15 protein-coding genes are annotated in these 14,540 nt (G+C 63.8%); 10 read left to right on the plus strand and 5 right to left on the minus strand.

Annotated features, from left to right (window positions below):
- Positions 1-43 precede the first annotated feature (43 nt).
- Positions 44-1,792 (minus strand): FAD-dependent oxidoreductase, encoded by a 1,749-nt coding sequence (locus V1279_RS02675; protein WP_334432192.1) that lies wholly within the window; start codon positions 1,790-1,792, stop codon positions 44-46.
- A gap of 217 nt (positions 1,793-2,009) precedes the next feature.
- The gene (locus V1279_RS02680) at positions 2,010-2,612 is read right to left on the minus strand and encodes a TetR/AcrR family transcriptional regulator (RefSeq protein WP_334432194.1); all 603 of its coding nucleotides are present in this window, start codon (positions 2,610-2,612) and stop codon (positions 2,010-2,012) included.
- Positions 2,613-2,716: 104 nt separating this feature from the next.
- On the opposite strand from V1279_RS02680, the gene V1279_RS02685 reads away from it, so the two are divergent.
- From V1279_RS02685 to V1279_RS02715, 7 genes are all read left to right on the plus strand, one after another.
- Positions 2,717-3,412, plus strand: a complete 696-nt coding sequence (locus V1279_RS02685) for a PspA/IM30 family protein (protein WP_334432195.1) — start codon at positions 2,717-2,719, stop codon at positions 3,410-3,412.
- A 44-nt stretch (positions 3,413-3,456) separates the two neighbouring features.
- A complete protein-coding gene (locus V1279_RS02690) occupies positions 3,457-3,732 on the plus strand; it encodes a YiaA/YiaB family inner membrane protein (RefSeq protein ID WP_334432196.1) in 276 nt (91 codons plus the stop codon).
- Between the two features lie 141 nt (positions 3,733-3,873).
- The gene (locus V1279_RS02695; protein WP_334432198.1) at positions 3,874-4,290 is read left to right on the plus strand and encodes a hypothetical protein; all 417 of its coding nucleotides are present in this window, start codon (positions 3,874-3,876) and stop codon (positions 4,288-4,290) included.
- Between the two features lie 405 nt (positions 4,291-4,695).
- A complete protein-coding gene (locus V1279_RS02700; RefSeq protein ID WP_247781240.1) occupies positions 4,696-4,971 on the plus strand; it encodes a YiaA/YiaB family inner membrane protein in 276 nt (91 codons plus the stop codon).
- 215 nt (positions 4,972-5,186) lie between these two features.
- The gene (locus V1279_RS02705; RefSeq protein WP_334432202.1) at positions 5,187-6,248 is read left to right on the plus strand and encodes a hypothetical protein; all 1,062 of its coding nucleotides are present in this window, start codon (positions 5,187-5,189) and stop codon (positions 6,246-6,248) included.
- Positions 6,245-7,444: a hypothetical protein gene (locus tag V1279_RS02710; protein ID WP_334432203.1), complete on the plus strand. Its 1,200-nt coding sequence runs from the start codon at positions 6,245-6,247 to the stop codon at positions 7,442-7,444. The genes V1279_RS02705 and V1279_RS02710 overlap by 4 nt, the downstream gene beginning before the upstream one ends.
- Positions 7,445-7,537: 93 nt before the next feature.
- On the plus strand, positions 7,538-7,744 hold the full coding sequence (locus tag V1279_RS02715) for a hypothetical protein (protein WP_275190458.1): 207 nt from the start codon (positions 7,538-7,540) through the stop codon (positions 7,742-7,744).
- Positions 7,745-7,907: 163 nt separating this feature from the next.
- On the opposite strand, the gene V1279_RS02720 is transcribed toward V1279_RS02715, so the two are convergent.
- Together V1279_RS02720 and V1279_RS02725 are read right to left on the minus strand one after the other, a co-directional pair.
- Positions 7,908-8,771: an SDR family NAD(P)-dependent oxidoreductase gene (locus tag V1279_RS02720; RefSeq protein WP_334432206.1), complete on the minus strand. Its 864-nt coding sequence runs from the start codon at positions 8,769-8,771 to the stop codon at positions 7,908-7,910.
- Between the two features lie 68 nt (positions 8,772-8,839).
- On the minus strand, positions 8,840-9,220 hold the full coding sequence (locus V1279_RS02725; protein WP_334432207.1) for a winged helix-turn-helix domain-containing protein: 381 nt from the start codon (positions 9,218-9,220) through the stop codon (positions 8,840-8,842).
- A 106-nt stretch (positions 9,221-9,326) separates the two neighbouring features.
- On the opposite strand from V1279_RS02725, the gene V1279_RS02730 reads away from it, so the two are divergent.
- From V1279_RS02730 to V1279_RS02740, 3 genes are all read left to right on the plus strand, one after another.
- Positions 9,327-10,451, plus strand: coding sequence for an alkene reductase (locus V1279_RS02730; protein WP_334432209.1), 1,125 nt, complete (start codon positions 9,327-9,329; stop codon positions 10,449-10,451).
- Between the two features lie 115 nt (positions 10,452-10,566).
- Entirely contained in the window at positions 10,567-11,079 is a 513-nt protein-coding gene (locus V1279_RS02735; protein WP_334432210.1) for a GFA family protein, read from the plus strand.
- A gap of 284 nt (positions 11,080-11,363) precedes the next feature.
- Positions 11,364-13,028: a thiamine pyrophosphate-binding protein gene (locus V1279_RS02740; protein ID WP_334432212.1), complete on the plus strand. Its 1,665-nt coding sequence runs from the start codon at positions 11,364-11,366 to the stop codon at positions 13,026-13,028.
- 97 nt (positions 13,029-13,125) lie between these two features.
- On the opposite strand, the gene V1279_RS02745 is transcribed toward V1279_RS02740, so the two are convergent.
- Positions 13,126-14,514: an LLM class flavin-dependent oxidoreductase gene (locus V1279_RS02745; RefSeq protein WP_334432214.1), complete on the minus strand. Its 1,389-nt coding sequence runs from the start codon at positions 14,512-14,514 to the stop codon at positions 13,126-13,128.
- Positions 14,515-14,540 lie beyond the last annotated feature (26 nt).

Below are 14,540 nucleotides of genomic sequence, written 5' to 3' on the forward strand. Positions count from 1 at the left end.
AGACAATCGAATCGATCGAGGTTCGTTCCAGCTCCAGACATTTCTAGCGCGCAGCCTCGCCCGCGATATGTTTCCCCGCGATGTAGCCGAACGTCAGCGCAGGGCCGAGCGTGATGCCGGCGCCGGGATAGTTGCCGCCCATGATGCTGGCCATATCGTTGCCGGCGGCATAGAGGCCTGCGATCGGCTGGCCGTGTTCATCCAGCGCGCGGGCGTGTTCGTCGGTCCTGATGCCGGCGTAGGTGCCGAGATCGCCGATCACCAGCTTGATCGCGTAAAACGGTCCGTCCTTGATCGGCGCGACGCAGGGGTTCGGACCATGCAGCGCATCGCCCTGGTAGCGGTTATAGGCGCGCGATCCCTTGCCGAAGGCGGGATCGCGGCCCTCCGCGGCTGAGGCGTTGAATTCGGCAATCGTGGCCTCGAGCCCTTGTCGATCGATGCCGGTGCGGTCGGCCAGTTCGGCCAGCGTGGTGCCGCGCTTGAGATAGCCGGTGGCGAGATGATGGCGCAGCGGCATCGGAAAAGGCGGCACGCATCCAAGGCCATATTTTCGCAAGGCGCGGTGATCGCACACGAGATACGCCGTGATCTCCTCGCCCGGCTTCGCCGCCTTCACCATCGCCTGCACGAAGTCGTGGTACGAATTGCCTTCATTGGCGAAGCGCCTGCCGTCGCGCATCACGGCGATGACGCCGGGTTTGGCGCGGTCGATGAAATGCGGCATCACGCCCTTGCTGTCGTCCTTGCGTTCGGTAATCGAGACGGGCACCCAGGCCGCGGCATTCGGCAAATTGTCCTCGATGCGGCCGCCCGCGGTCTCCGCCAATCGCAAGCCGTCACCGGTGTTGCCGACAGGGCCCGGCGAGAAATGCGCGGTGCCATCGCCCGCGTGCGGGAACATCGCCTTGCGCCTCGCAACGTCATGCGGGAAGCCACCACAGGCCAGCACCACCCCGCGCCTGGCGTTGACGCGGACCAGCTTTCCATGGCGCTCGACGACCGCGCCGCGCACCGCGCCCTCCTCGACGATCAGTTCGTGCACCGGCGATGACAGCCACAGCGGAATTTTCAGGTCGAACGCCGACTTCGCCAGACGTCCCGCGAGCGCATTGCCATTTGTCAGCGTCATGCCGCGGCCGTGGCGCAGCACGTCGATCGCATGCTTCGACAGCCGCCTGGTGACGTAGGCCGCCGAGGCCAGCGATTTGGTAGCGCGCATGAAATGGATGATTTCCTTGCCGGAGCCCAGCATCATGCCGAACACGGTCAGTTCGGGCAGGGGGCTGCCGATGTCCTTGATGTGCTCGCCCAGTTCGCGGCCGTCGAACGGCCGGGTTACCATCGAGCGGCCGCCCTGTGCACCGCCAGGCGCTTCCGCATGATAATCCGGAAAGGTCAGCGGCATGTCGAAGCACACCGCGGTCTTGCTGGTGAAAAAATCCACCGCTTCGGGACCGGCGGAGAGAAACGCATCGACACGCGCTGCGTCGAAACTGTTGCCGGCCTCATGCCGCAGATAGGTCCGCGCCTGGTCGGGACTCTCAGTGATGCCCCAGTCGCGCGCCAGCGAGGTGCCGGGAATCCACAGCCAGCCGCCGGAGCGGGCGGTGGTGCCGCCGAAGCGCGGCTCCTTCTCGACGATGAGCACGTTGAGGCCGTGATACCCCGCGGTGACCGCCGCCGACATTCCGGCGCAGCCGGAGCCCACCACCAGCGCGTCGCATTCGTAAGTTTCTTGTTCGTTGCCCGCCACGCGATCCGCCTCGTTTCTCGTTTCTTGGGCGGACATTTGGATTGGGATCGAATTATCTGTCAATCACGCTGCGCTGTTTCCCTTCTCCCCTTGTGGGAGAAGGTGGCGAAGCGCCGGATGAGGGGTTGCTCTCCGCGGAGGCTGACCCCTCATCCGTCTCAACCGCGCTTTGCGCGGTTGATCCACCTCAGGGGCCTTATGTGGCCGAGACTTTTCCGGTGCACGTCGAGGACAGTTACGTCATCATCGAGACTTAGTTCGCCGTCAGCCCATCGACCATTGCTCTGACGATAGCCGCAATTTCCTTCCGCAACGCCTCGACTGGCACCGCGATCAATTTCTGTTCGAGCCCGAGCAGCACCATGCCGTGCACGGCGGAGAACAGGCTGCGCGCCGTCACACCGAGTTCGGCCGGCGTTCGCTTTGGAAACAGCGCAGCGAGCGGGTGGTAGATGTGCCGAAACAGATTCATCTGTTCGTCGACCGCCCATTCCGGAACCGGCTTGCCTGGCGCCATCCGGTGTTCGAACAGCGCCCGCCACAGTTCGAGATTTTCCGCTGCGAAATCGCAATAGGCGACCGCGATGCGCACCAGCGTGTCGCGAGGAGAGGCGGAGCCCTGCGCTTCGGCCTCGGTAAGGGCCGCATCCAGCCGCCCAAGCGTCCTCGATCCCACCCGCAGGATGAGTTCGTCCACGTCCGCGACGAGATTGTAGACCGCGCCGTTGGCGACGCCGATGTCCCGCGCCAGCTCCCGCGTTTTTAGACCGGCCAATCCGCCTGCGGAAATGCTTCGTTCCGCCGCCAGGATCAGTTCTTCCCGAAATTTTGCTCGTCTTTCCAGTGCTTTAGACATTATCTACCAATTTCTTGAGCGATGCTCAAAATATCTCTTGAGCAACGCTCACGTTGGTGCTACAACTAATTCATGAGCAACGCTCATAACACAGGGAGCTACCAATGTTCAAAACTGTTTTGACGCTCTTCCGAGGCAGCGTGGCTGCCGCCGGGGAAGAACTGGAAGACCGCTCGGCGCTGCTCATTCTCGACCAGCAGATGCGCGATGCGGCGGCGGCCGTCGAACGTTCCAAGCGTACGCTGGCGCTGGCGATTGCGGGCGATCAGCAGGAAGGCCGCCGTCTCGACGCCACCAACGCCCGGATCGCCGATCTCGAAGTCCGCGCCACCGCAGCGCTTGATGGCGGCCGGGAAGATCTCGCCCGCGAGGCGGCGCAATCGATCGCCAGTCTCGAGGCCGACCGCGATGCTGCAATGACCGCGCGAACCCTGTTCGCCTCTGAAATCACGCGCATGAAGCGCCAGGTCGCCGGTGCGGAGGCGCGCATCACCGAACTCGATCGCGGCCGCCGTATCGCCCGCGCTTCTGAAGCGGTTCGCAATCTTCGAAGGGGCGGTATCGAAGCCGCGCGTCCCTACGAATCCACGCTGCCGGAGGCGGAGAACACGCTGAAGCGCCTGCGTGAACGACAGATCGAGGCCCAGGCCGCCGCCGACGCCTTGATCGAACTCGACGCCGCCAGCGGACCGCTGGCGACCGCCGAGAAGCTCGCCGAACAGGGCTTTGGGCCACGGCTCAAATCAACCGCGGATGACGTGCTCTCGCGGCTGAACGCCAAACGCACGCAAACTGCCTGAAACTGAACTCGATCGATTAAACCCATATCAAACAGGAGATTATCATGAACCAGAACGTTCAACCCCACAGCGGTGCCTGGGTTACCTTCACCTATGTTTCGTTTTCCGCCTCGGCCTTCATGGTCGCCGTCGGCGTGTTCTTCCTGCCACTCGATCTCTGGATCAAGGGCTATCTCGCGATGGGCATCGTCATGCTCGTCCAGTCTTGCGTCACCCTGACCAAGACCGTGCGCGACATGCATGAGGGCGGCAAGCTGGTGAACCGCATCGAAGACGCCAAGGCCGAACGGCTGCTGATGGAAGTTTCCAAGGCCGCGTAACCTGTGACGCGGTGCTGGCGAAGGCGGATGGCGGGTGTTTCGGCACCCGCCGTCCGTCGGCGGCATAGCCCTGGATTCGTTGGCCGGCAAATCGCTGCAGCCCGGCTTCGCGTTGGAAGACTCAAGGAAGGATCGACTTCAATGAAACGACCCGTGGTATTTCTTCTGCTGGGGCCTTCGCTGGTCGCGCTGGCGGTATCAATGGTTGCTGCTGCCATCGTGGGGCGGATCGACGATAGCTTCATTGCAGTATGCGCAATGGTGTCCTTTCTGCTCACCTTGCCTGTATCGACGATCACCGGGCTCGTGGACGGATATCTTGCACGGGGCTTGCCGCCGCTCTTGAGAGCATTCCTGGCCGCAGCCATCGGTATGATGGGTGCCATCGGCCTGGTTCTCGCCTTGTTCAAGATGATGTTCTCACCGACAGTGCCGCCAGAGGTCATGAATGGAGCACTCTGCGCGGGCTTCTTCTTGCTGCTGCCGATGGGCGTGTGCTCGCTGTTGTCGAACGACATCGACCGGCGGCGGCATTTGATTGAACCGGCTTGCGCATGAAGATGAAATGCGAGGGCCGCGTAAGCTGTGACGCGCGGCGCTAGCGTCAGGGGGCATCGCCGCCGGGCTCAGCCACTATCTGTTCGAGGGCAACTTACTGCACACGCAGTTGCCGGTCGCAATCGTCGGCGCACTTGCCATGGGTGTGTGCTCGTTGCTCTCGCACAATTATCGCAACTAGAAAATTCGCCCCCGCCCCACTGTTCCCAGTCATGAATCATTTGCCGCCCCCGCTAAATGCATCGTTTACCCTGCCGCAACCTAAAGGTGATGTGCTCATAGCTCCTTAACCGGCGCGGGCGCAGAAATGCCGGGCGGATCAGGTTGCGGCGCGGCTTCGCGAAGCGCATGCTGCCCGTCTGAGACCGAAATTTCATCGCATGATCTCATTTGCAGGATGGCGCCATGAATCAGAATATCCAACACCACAGTAACGCCTGGGTCACCTTCACCTATGCTTCGTTCGGCACCTCGGCGTTCCTGGTCGCGATCGGCGTGTACTTTCTGCCGGTCGATTTGTGGATCAAGGGCTATCTCGCGATGGGCATCGTGATGCTCGTTCAGTCCTGCGTCACCCTGACCAAGACCGTGCGTGACGTGCATGAGAGCAGCCGCTTTGTGAACCGCATCGAGGATGCCAAGGCCGAACGGCTGCTGATGGAAGTTTCCAAAGGTTCGTAATTTCCAAGGCTTCATCATTTCCAAGGCCGCGTAACCTGTGACGCGGTGCTGGCGAAGGCAGGCGGCGGATGCTTCGGCATCCGCCGTTTTTCCTGCCGCGCAGAATGTTTGACGTCACCAATGCATCGTTTACCTTGCTGCCACCGTAACGTGTCGCACTCATGGCTCCTTAACGGGCCCGGCGCACAAATCCGGACCGAGTGCGGGCAAGTGGCATGGCGTCTTTCAGCAGCGGCAATTCGGTGATCCGTCATGCCTTTGGGCAGACCTTGGGGCAGGTCCGCTCCGCGGCCGGACGCCTCGGCGGCTATGGCGTCTTCTGGCTGAAGGCGCTGCGCCAGCCGACCATCGATCTCACCCTGCGCACCCATGCCGGGCTGATCACGCGCATTGTCGAAACCCCGGGCCTGTCGCTTTCCGAAGCCGAACTCGGCGAACTGGTATCGCAACTGCGCGTCGTGGCCGCCAAAACCCTGCCAGAGGAAAGTCTTACTTACGGCATTTTCTCCGGCGACCGCGAACGGCTGGCGCGCGCCATCGTCACGCTGATCTGCGAGGAAGCGACCGGACGGCCGATCGCCTTCAACGCGCTGTCGGTGATGGAGGTCGAACTCGATGGTGAACCTATCGAGGTCACCCATCTCGGCCTCGTGATGGTCGATCCCGACGAGCGCGGGCGGGGGCTGTCCTGGGTCCTCTATGGGCTGACGGCGCTGGTTCTTTTTGCCCGTGATGGGCTGCGCCCGAAATGGATCTCGAACGTCACTCAGGTGCCGTCAGTGGTCGGCATGGTCAGCCAGACCTTTTCGGATGTCTTTCCGTCGCCGCATCCGGACTCGCGCCAGAGCTTTGCCCATCTGCAACTGGCGCGCGGCATCATGTCCCGTCATCGCGCCGTGTTCGGCGTGGGTGCGGAAGCCGGATTCGATGAAGCCCGGTTTGTCATCACCAATGCCTATACCGGCGGATCGGACGCGCTTAAGAAAACCTTCGAAGTCGCGCCAAAACATCGCGACGAGCAATACAACACGTTTTGCGCCCGTGAGCTGGACTACGCCAGGGGCGACGACGTCCTGCAGCTCGGTCGCATCGACCTTGCCGGAGCGCGCCGCTATCTCCTGAGCGAGGTGCCCCCTGGTTCGCTGCCGGCACTGCTCGGGACGGGCGCGGCGCTCGCCTTGCAGCGCCTGGTGCTTCCCGCCATTCACTGGATGGACGATACGCGGCCCTTCGGTATCTTGCGGCCGCGGACGCCGGGAAATGGGAACGGCCCATGACGCCGGGGATGATCGCCGATTCCATCGTCAACCTGTGCGGCGCGATCGGGCTTGGCGTCGCCATGGTCACGCTCTACCGGCGCGATCCCCGGAGCCCGCTGACCCGGCGCCTTCTGGTCGCGCTTGGCATCATCGCGTTGCTGTTCCTGGTACGCGGCGTGGCCTGGTGGAGCGGCAGCGGGGTGCTCGACAACCTGTCGATCATTCCGGCTGCGCTGATCCCGCTCGGCGCTTTGCTCGTCACCGAAGGGATCCTGCGGCGTCACGCGCCGCGGCCGGCCAAGATCGCGATTCTGACCGGCGGCATCGCGCTCGGTCTCGCCGGCGCTGTTGGATTGGAGCCCTTTGTGACGCCCGCGGCCATCCTGCTTGCGCTGTTCCAGCTTGGCGGCTTTGCAATCTGCGCCTGGCTGTTGGCGACGCGCGACCGGACCACGCTGATGGCGTCCGAGAATACGAGCATCGGTCGCCTCGCTGTCGGTGCCGTTCTCGTCATTCCCTTCATCGTCACCGATTTCAGGGTGCTGATGCCGGATATCCCGGTCAGGCTCGGGGCATTGGGGGCACTGCTCGTCGTCACCGCGATCCTGATCGCGGAACGCGGTGCGGAGACACAGCGTCAGGCGCTTCTGATGACGGCGCTGCGGCTCTCGAGTTCGGCGCTTCTCGGTATTGCCGCGGCGTTTGTCGCGCCGGATGTCGATGCGGCGCAGGTCATGCGATTTTGCGCCATCGCCATCGCGGGCGTTCTCACCATTGGCTTGATGGTGGACGCGCTGCGCGCCTACTTCGAATCTCAAGTGCCCGGCGTTCTCAATTCCGTCGCGGCGTCGCCGGCCAGAACGCGCGACGCGCTGATCGCGGAACTCGCGCGTCATCCGATCTTCGAGAGCGCCCGGCGCTATCGCGAGAGCGAACTTTTGACCTACGATCCGCCGTTGCTGCGCGATTTCCTGTCGACGCGGCGGGTGCTGCGCCGCCCCGACGCGCCGTGGGGTCTGACATCGTCTGATCCGGCTGTCGAGCGCGTCGTGTCGCTGCTGGCAGCCAACAGCGCGACGCATCTCATTGTCCTGTCGCACGATCCGATCGACGTCATCGCGCTTGCGGTTCCCGTGATTTCGGCCGATCCGGCCACGGAAACCGCACTCGCCCTGGTGCGGCGCCTGCTGGCGCTGACGCCGGAGACCATCTGACATTCCGTCGCGCAAATTTTCTTGCCCGGCTTACGAAATGCATCGTGACTGTGATAAGACCGCCGCCGTAACGGTTCATGACGAGGCAGGCCGATGTCGAAGCAAGCGATGCGCGAGGAGGCCGAGCGCCTGATCCGCGAGACGATGGAAAAGAAGGCCCTCGTCGTCAAGCAGGGCAACACCAGGATCGAGACCACCTGCGGAAAATGCGGCGCGCCGAACCGCCTGCAGGCCGAGAAGGGCGCCACCCGCGTCAAATTCGCCTGCAAGCAATGCGGCCACAAGCAGGAAACGCTGTGAGCTCCTGTGAGCTCAACCAAAGCTGTCATTGCCCGCCAACGGGTCGCGCGAACGCGCGCCCGATGACAGTTTGTAGGGTGGGCAAAGCGAAGCGTGCCCACCATTCCTTGCGTAGTGCGTGATGGTGGGCACAGCGCAAGCGCGCCTTTGCCCACCCTACGAACTACGACCCGCTCAGTCCCCCCTTCACAAACCTCGCAAACGCCTCCGCATAATCCGGATGCCAGCGCGACAGCGCCGGACGATTTTCCACAATATCGCCGGCAGCCCACAGCATGCGCCGTTCGTCGAGTTGTCGGGGCACGTCGTTGTCGGGGCAGAGGATGTAGAAATCGCCGGCATCGATGCGCGCGATCATGAAGTCGACGGTCTGCTCAGCCGTCCAGGCGCCGGGCGGCTTCTCGGTGCGGCCGCGCGCGGTCAGCGCGGTGAAGACGTGGCCGGGGATCATCAGATGCGCAGTGATCCTGCAGCCCGGTATGTTCCGCAACTCGTGCTGCAGCGCTTCCGTCTGCGCCTTCACGCCGGCCTTCGAGACGTTGTAGGCGGGATTGCCGGGCGGCGTCGTGATGCCCTGCTTGGAGCCGGTGTTGATGATCAGGCCAGGGCGGGCGCGTTCGATCATGCGGGGCGCAAAAGCCAGCGTGCCGTGAATGACGCCCCACAGGTTCACCGCGAGAATACGCTGCCAGTTCTCCAGCGGGCCAAGGCTGGTGCTGTCGGGACCGATGCCGGCATTGTTCATCAGGATGTCGGTGCCGCCGAACCGCTTTTGCACCGCGGTCTCCAGGCTAGCTACGTCATCGAAGCGGCTGACGTCGACCGAGGCCGTCATGATATCGGCAGCGCCGCCCCTCGCGACAGATGCGAGCCTTGCGGCGGCTTCAGCAAGCCGCTCGTTGCCGATGTCGGCGATGCAGACCTTCATGCCGATTCCGGCGAAATGTGTCGCAGCCGCGAGTCCGATACCGGACGCGCCCCCGGTGATCACGGCGACATTGTTCGGCGACATGGCGGGATGGGGCATGTAAAGTTTCCTGGACTGCTTGGGGGCGACCTCAGCGCGTCCAGTTATCGCATACTTTCCGCCTGTTATCAGCCCGCGCGTTTCTTCGCCCGGCCGATATCGGATCGCAATGCCTGCAATTCCTTGCGCGCCGCGCTTGCGGCGGTGCGCTCGATCTTGCGGTAGCGCGCGACCAGCGAGAGGCCAAACGGCGTCAGCACCGCGCCGCCGCCGTTCTTGCCGCCGGCCTGCCGCTCCACGGCGGCCTGACGGTAGATGCGGTTGATCTCGTCGACCAGATCCCATGCCCGCTTGTAGGACATTTCCATGGCCCGGCCGGCGGCGGAAATCGAACCGCTTCGATGGATCGTTTCGAGCAACTCGATCTTGCCGGGACCGATACGCCCCCCTGCGTCGATATCGATGCGGACGCTGAGCGAAGGACCGGGCTTGCCGTTCGGTTTTTGCATGGAAGATGTGCTCACTCGCTTCGAGGCTACACGTTGCATCCCAAACCTTTTACGAACAAGCTGAAGCGGTTACATATCCGTATCACCACGGGGTTCTGAAATAGACATGAATTATCCATCGTTGTTTTCGCCGCTCAAGGTCGGCCCCTATCAGCTCCAGCATCGCCTCGCGCTGGCGCCGTTGACGCGGATGCGGGCAGCCAAGCCCTCGCTCGCGCCGCGGCCGCTGAACGCCGAGTATTACGCACAGCGCGCGACGCCTGGCGCGCTGCTGATCGCCGAAGCCTCGCCGGTGACGGAAACGGGCTTCGGCAGCCCCGGCGTGCCCGGCATCTACACCGAGCAGCAGATCGCGGGCTGGCGCGAGGTGGTCGACGCCGTTCACGCCAAGGGCGGCGTGATCTTCCTGCAGCTCTGGCATGTCGGACGCGTCTCGCATTCCTCGTTCCAGCCGGGCGGCGTGTTGCCGGTCGCGCCATCGGCGGTGCCGATCGCCGACCTGAAGACCGGGACGGCGGACGGCAGGGCGGTGCCTTACGAAACGCCGCGGGCGCTCGATACGTCGGAAATTCCCGGCGTTGTCGATGCCTATCGGCTGGCGGCGAAGAATGCGCTTGCGGCCGGCTTTGACGGCGTCGAGGTGCACGGCGCCAACGGCTATCTGATCGAGCAGTTTTTGCAGTCGCACACCAATTTGCGCACCGACCAGTATGGCGGCTCCGTCATAAACCGCACTCGGTTTCTGATGGAAATAACCAAAGCGGTGGTCGAGGTCTGGGGCGCAGATCGCGTCGGCGTGCGGCTGTCGCCCTATGGCGTCGCCAATGGCAGCGGCGAGCCGGATCCGATGCCGCTCTATACCTATGCGGTCGAACAGCTCAATCCGCTTGGCCTCGCCTATCTGCATTTCATCGAACCGCGCTCCTCCGGCGCCGGCCGCGCCGAGGTCAATCACCAGAACGTGCCGTCGGCGATGGTGCTGTTTCGCCCGATCTGGAAGGGCGTGCTGATCGCCGCCGGCGGCTTCACCGGCGAGACCGCGGATGCGGCGATCCGGGACGGCTATGCCGACGCGGTCGCGTTCGGTCGCATCTTCATTTCCAATCCCGACCTGCCGCGCCGCCTGCAACGCGGCTTCCCGCTGACGCCCTATAACCGCGCGACGTTCTACGGCGGCGACGTGGCGGGCTATACGGATTATCCGGAGCACAACGAGCTGGAGCAGGCGTGACACGATCGTAGCCCGGATGGAGCGAAGCGAAATCCGGGATAACGCTATCCGCTCGCGAGAATCCCGGATTACGCTTCGCTCCATCCGGGCTACATGATCGCCGAGAGGTCCGAAAATGTTTCCCGAAGAAGAATCGGAAAAGAAGAAAACCAAGGCCGTATCCCTCGGCAAACCCGCCACCGGGCAATGCCTGTGCGGGAAGGTCGCCTTCGAGATCGACGTGCCGGCGCGCTGGGCCTGGCACGATCATTCGCCGTCGAGCCGCCGGGCGCACGGTGCGGCCTATGCCACCTATGTCGGAAGCTGGCGCAAACGCTTCCGCATCACCAAGGGCAAGACCAGCCTCACGCGCTACGAGGACAAGGCGACCAAAACCGTACGCAGCTTCTGCTCGCACTGCGGCACGCCGATCGCCTATGAACGTCCGCGCTCGCCGCACATGGTCAACATCCCCCGTGCGCTGTTTTCGGGCCGCACCGGGCGGCAACCGCTCTATCACATCGCGATCGAGGAATTGCAGGAATGGGCCTACACCGGCGAACCGCTGGTGCCGCTGAAGGGATATCCCGGCGTGGTCTGGCAACGCTCGAAGAAGAAAAAGCGCGCGGGCCGGGAAGGGATGGTCTAGAGCAGGATGAGATTAGGTTGGGCCGTGACGACGGACCATCTCGTGCCCCGGACGCAAGCGGCCTGAGTGCTGCGCGCCAGGGGCCTATTCTACTTTGCATGGGGTTGTTTTCGCGATTTTGTGTCTGGGCCCTGCGGTGTACCGCCGAAGAGTATCTCCGCCGCGTCCGGGACACGGGCGTAGCCGTGCAGAGCAGCCATGACCGGGCTCCATTGCGCGCGTCGTCCAAGTTTGGTCATGTGCCTTCATCCCGCGGGTTAACGAACCGGCGGGCAGGAGGAGACATGAAGAACAAGATCACTGGGCGTTCGGCATTTCTCGCATTGCTGAAGGACGAGGGCGTCACGCACTTGTTCGGCAATCCCGGCACCACCGAACTGCCGATCATGCACGCGCTGAAGGACCATCCCGACCTCACCTATGTGATGGCGATGCAGGAGAGCCTTGTTGTCGCCATGGCCGACGGCTTTAGCCGCGCCTCGGGCAAGCTCGTCGCCTGCAACGTCCATGTCGCGCCCGGCCTCGGCAACGCCATGGGTTCGCTCTACAACGCAAGCTTCACCGGCACGCCCTTGATTCTGACTGCCGGCCAGCAGGAGCAGGGCCACGGCCTGACCGAGCCGGTGCTCTATGGTCCGCTGGTGCAGATGGCGGCGCCGCTAGTGAAATGGGCCGTCGAAGTGACGCGGCTGGAAGATCTGCCGCGCATCGTGCGCCGCGCCGCCAAGATCGCGACCACGCCGCCGACCGGGCCGGTGTTCATCTCGCTGCCGGGCGACATCCTCAATGCCGAGGCCGGCATCGAACTCGGCCGCTCGACCCGGGTCGATACGCGCGTCAAACCGTCGGACGAATCGCTGCAGGCGTTGACCGCGCGCATCCTCAAGGCAGAGCGGCCCGTGATCATCGTCGGCGACGAGATCGTCAAGAGCGACGCATTGCAGGAGGCCGCTCAACTCGCGGAAACGCTGGGCTGCCCGGCGTATCAGTCTTCGACGCCTTATGGCGCGCATTTCCTGTCCGAAAGCCCGTGTTTCATGGGCGCGCTGGCGCGGATCCAGAAGATCGCCCGCGAGACGCTCGCGCCTTACGACCTCATCATTGCGCTCGGCGGCGATCCCCTGCGGATGTCGGTCTACAGCGAGACCGACCCGCTGCCGGACGGGCTTTCGATCGTGCAGGTTGGCCTGGTCGATGACGATCTCGCCAGGAATTACGGTGCCGATATTGCGCTCAAGGCCGACGTGAGGGAAACCCTGCGCGCGCTGCTGCCGGCGCTGAAGGCCGCGGGCGGCAGCGCGCTTCAGGGGCGCGCAAAACAGGGATTGGACGCGCTGGCGTCGAAGAACTGGACGGCCCGGCGCGGGCCGCTGGTCCAACAGATAGCGAAACACGCCAGCACCTCGCCGATCGACCCGGACTGGCTGGCGCTGCAGGTGGTCGAAGCGATGCCCGATAACGCCATCCTGGTTGACGAGGGACTGACCTCGTCGCGGCAGATTATCGCGCTGCGCGCCCATCGCGACCGCTACGGCTATCACGCGCTGGCATCGGGCGGCATCGGCTGGGGATTGCCGGCGTCCGTCGGCGTCAGTCTCGCCAATCCCGAGCGGCCCGTCGTGTGTTACTCCGGCGACGGCAGTTCAATGTATTCGATTCAGTCGCTATGGACCGCGGCGAACCACAAGCTGCCGCTGACATTCGTGATCGTCAATAATGGCGGCTACCGCATCATCAAGCAGCGGCTGCTCGCCTTCCACGGCGACGATCAATATGTCGGCATGGATTTCATCGACCCGCCGGTGGATTTTACGGGATTGGCAAAATCGCTGGGGTTGGAGGCGACCCGGGTCAGCGATCCCTCGCAGTTGAAGTCCGTATTGTCATCCGCCTTCAGCCGCCCCGGCGCGAAGCTGATCGAAGTTGTCGTGAGCAATTCGGTGAATTGATATTGATTACGTGTAGCCCGGATGGAGCGCAGCGAAATCCGGGGCCGATTTCCGACGGTTTCCCGGATTTCGCTGCGCTTCATCCGGGCTACGCATCTCATTCCGCCGCCGCAGCGCGTGGCTTCACGCGATAACTTGCCGCCGGATGCGCTTCCGTCAGCCGCGCGCGTCCGGCACCAAACAGCTTCTCCCGCAATGTGCCCTTCGCGTAAGCTTCCTTGTAGCGTCCGCGCCGTGTCAGCTCAGGCACCAGCATGTCGGCGATATCCTCGAAATCGCCGGGCGAGGTGGCGAACGCGACGTTGAGGCCGTCGACGTCGGTCTGCTCGAACCAGGCCTCGATATCGTCGGCGACCTTCTCGGGCGTGCCGACCACGACCGGGCCGGCACCGCCGATGCCGACGTGTTCAACAACCTCGCGCACGGTCCAGACCCTATCAGGATCGGCACGCGTGACGTTGTCGAGCGCGGTGCGGCCGGCGTCGTTCTGGATGTGGCGCACCTGCTGGTCGAGCTCGTAGCCCGAGAAATCGATACCCATCCAGCCCGACATCAGCGCCAGCGCGCCCTCGGGCGCGATGTGGCGGCGATAGTCGGCGTATTTCGCTTTCGCCTCGGCCTCGGTGCGGCCGAGAATGATCGTCATCATGGAGAACATCAGGATCTCGGCCGGATTGCGCCCGGTTTCCTTCGCAGCAGCGCGGATCGCCGCCACGCGTGGGCCGATGATCTTGGCCGACGGGCCCGACATGAACACGCATTCGGCGTGCTGGGCGGCAAACTGCCGTCCGCGCGGCGAGGTGCCGGCCTGATACAGCACCGGCGTGCGTTGCGGCGATGGCTCGCTCAGGTGAATCGCGTTGAGCCGGTAGTTGCTTCCCTCGTGCTCAATGCGATGCACCTTGGAAGGGTCGGCGAAAATGCCGCGCGCGCGGTCGCGCAGCACGGCCTCGTCCTCCCAGCTTCCCTCCCAGAGCTTGTAGACCAGCTCCATATATTCATCCGCGATCTCGTAGCGGTCGTCATGCGCGGTCTGCTTGTCCTTGCCGGCGCCGCGGGCGGCAGAGTCGAGATAGCCGGTCACCACGTTCCAGCCGATGCGGCCCTCGGTCAGATGGTCGAGCGTCGACATCCTTCGGGCAAACGGATAGGGCGGCTCGAACGAGAGGTTGCTGGTGACGCCAAAACCAAGATTCTGCGTGACCGACGCCATCGCCGGGATCAGCATCAGCGGCTCGTTGGCCGGCGTCTGCGCGGCATTGCGCAACGCGGCGTCCGGGCTGCTGCCGAACACGTCGTAGACGCCGAGCACGTCGGCGAGAAACAATCCGTCGAACCGGCCGCGCTCCAGCGTTTTCGCCAGATCGAGCCAATAGGGCAGGCGGTTGTAGCCGAGGGTGCGGTCGCGCGGATGGGTCCAGAGCCCCGGCGATTGATGCGCCACGCAGTTCATGGCGAAGGCGTTGAGCCGGATTTGCTTTGTCATGACGTGAACCTCGGTACGTGCAGGGT

The organism is Bradyrhizobium sp. AZCC 1610 (assembly GCF_036924515.1).
Taxonomy (GTDB): Bacteria; Pseudomonadota; Alphaproteobacteria; order Rhizobiales; family Xanthobacteraceae; genus Bradyrhizobium.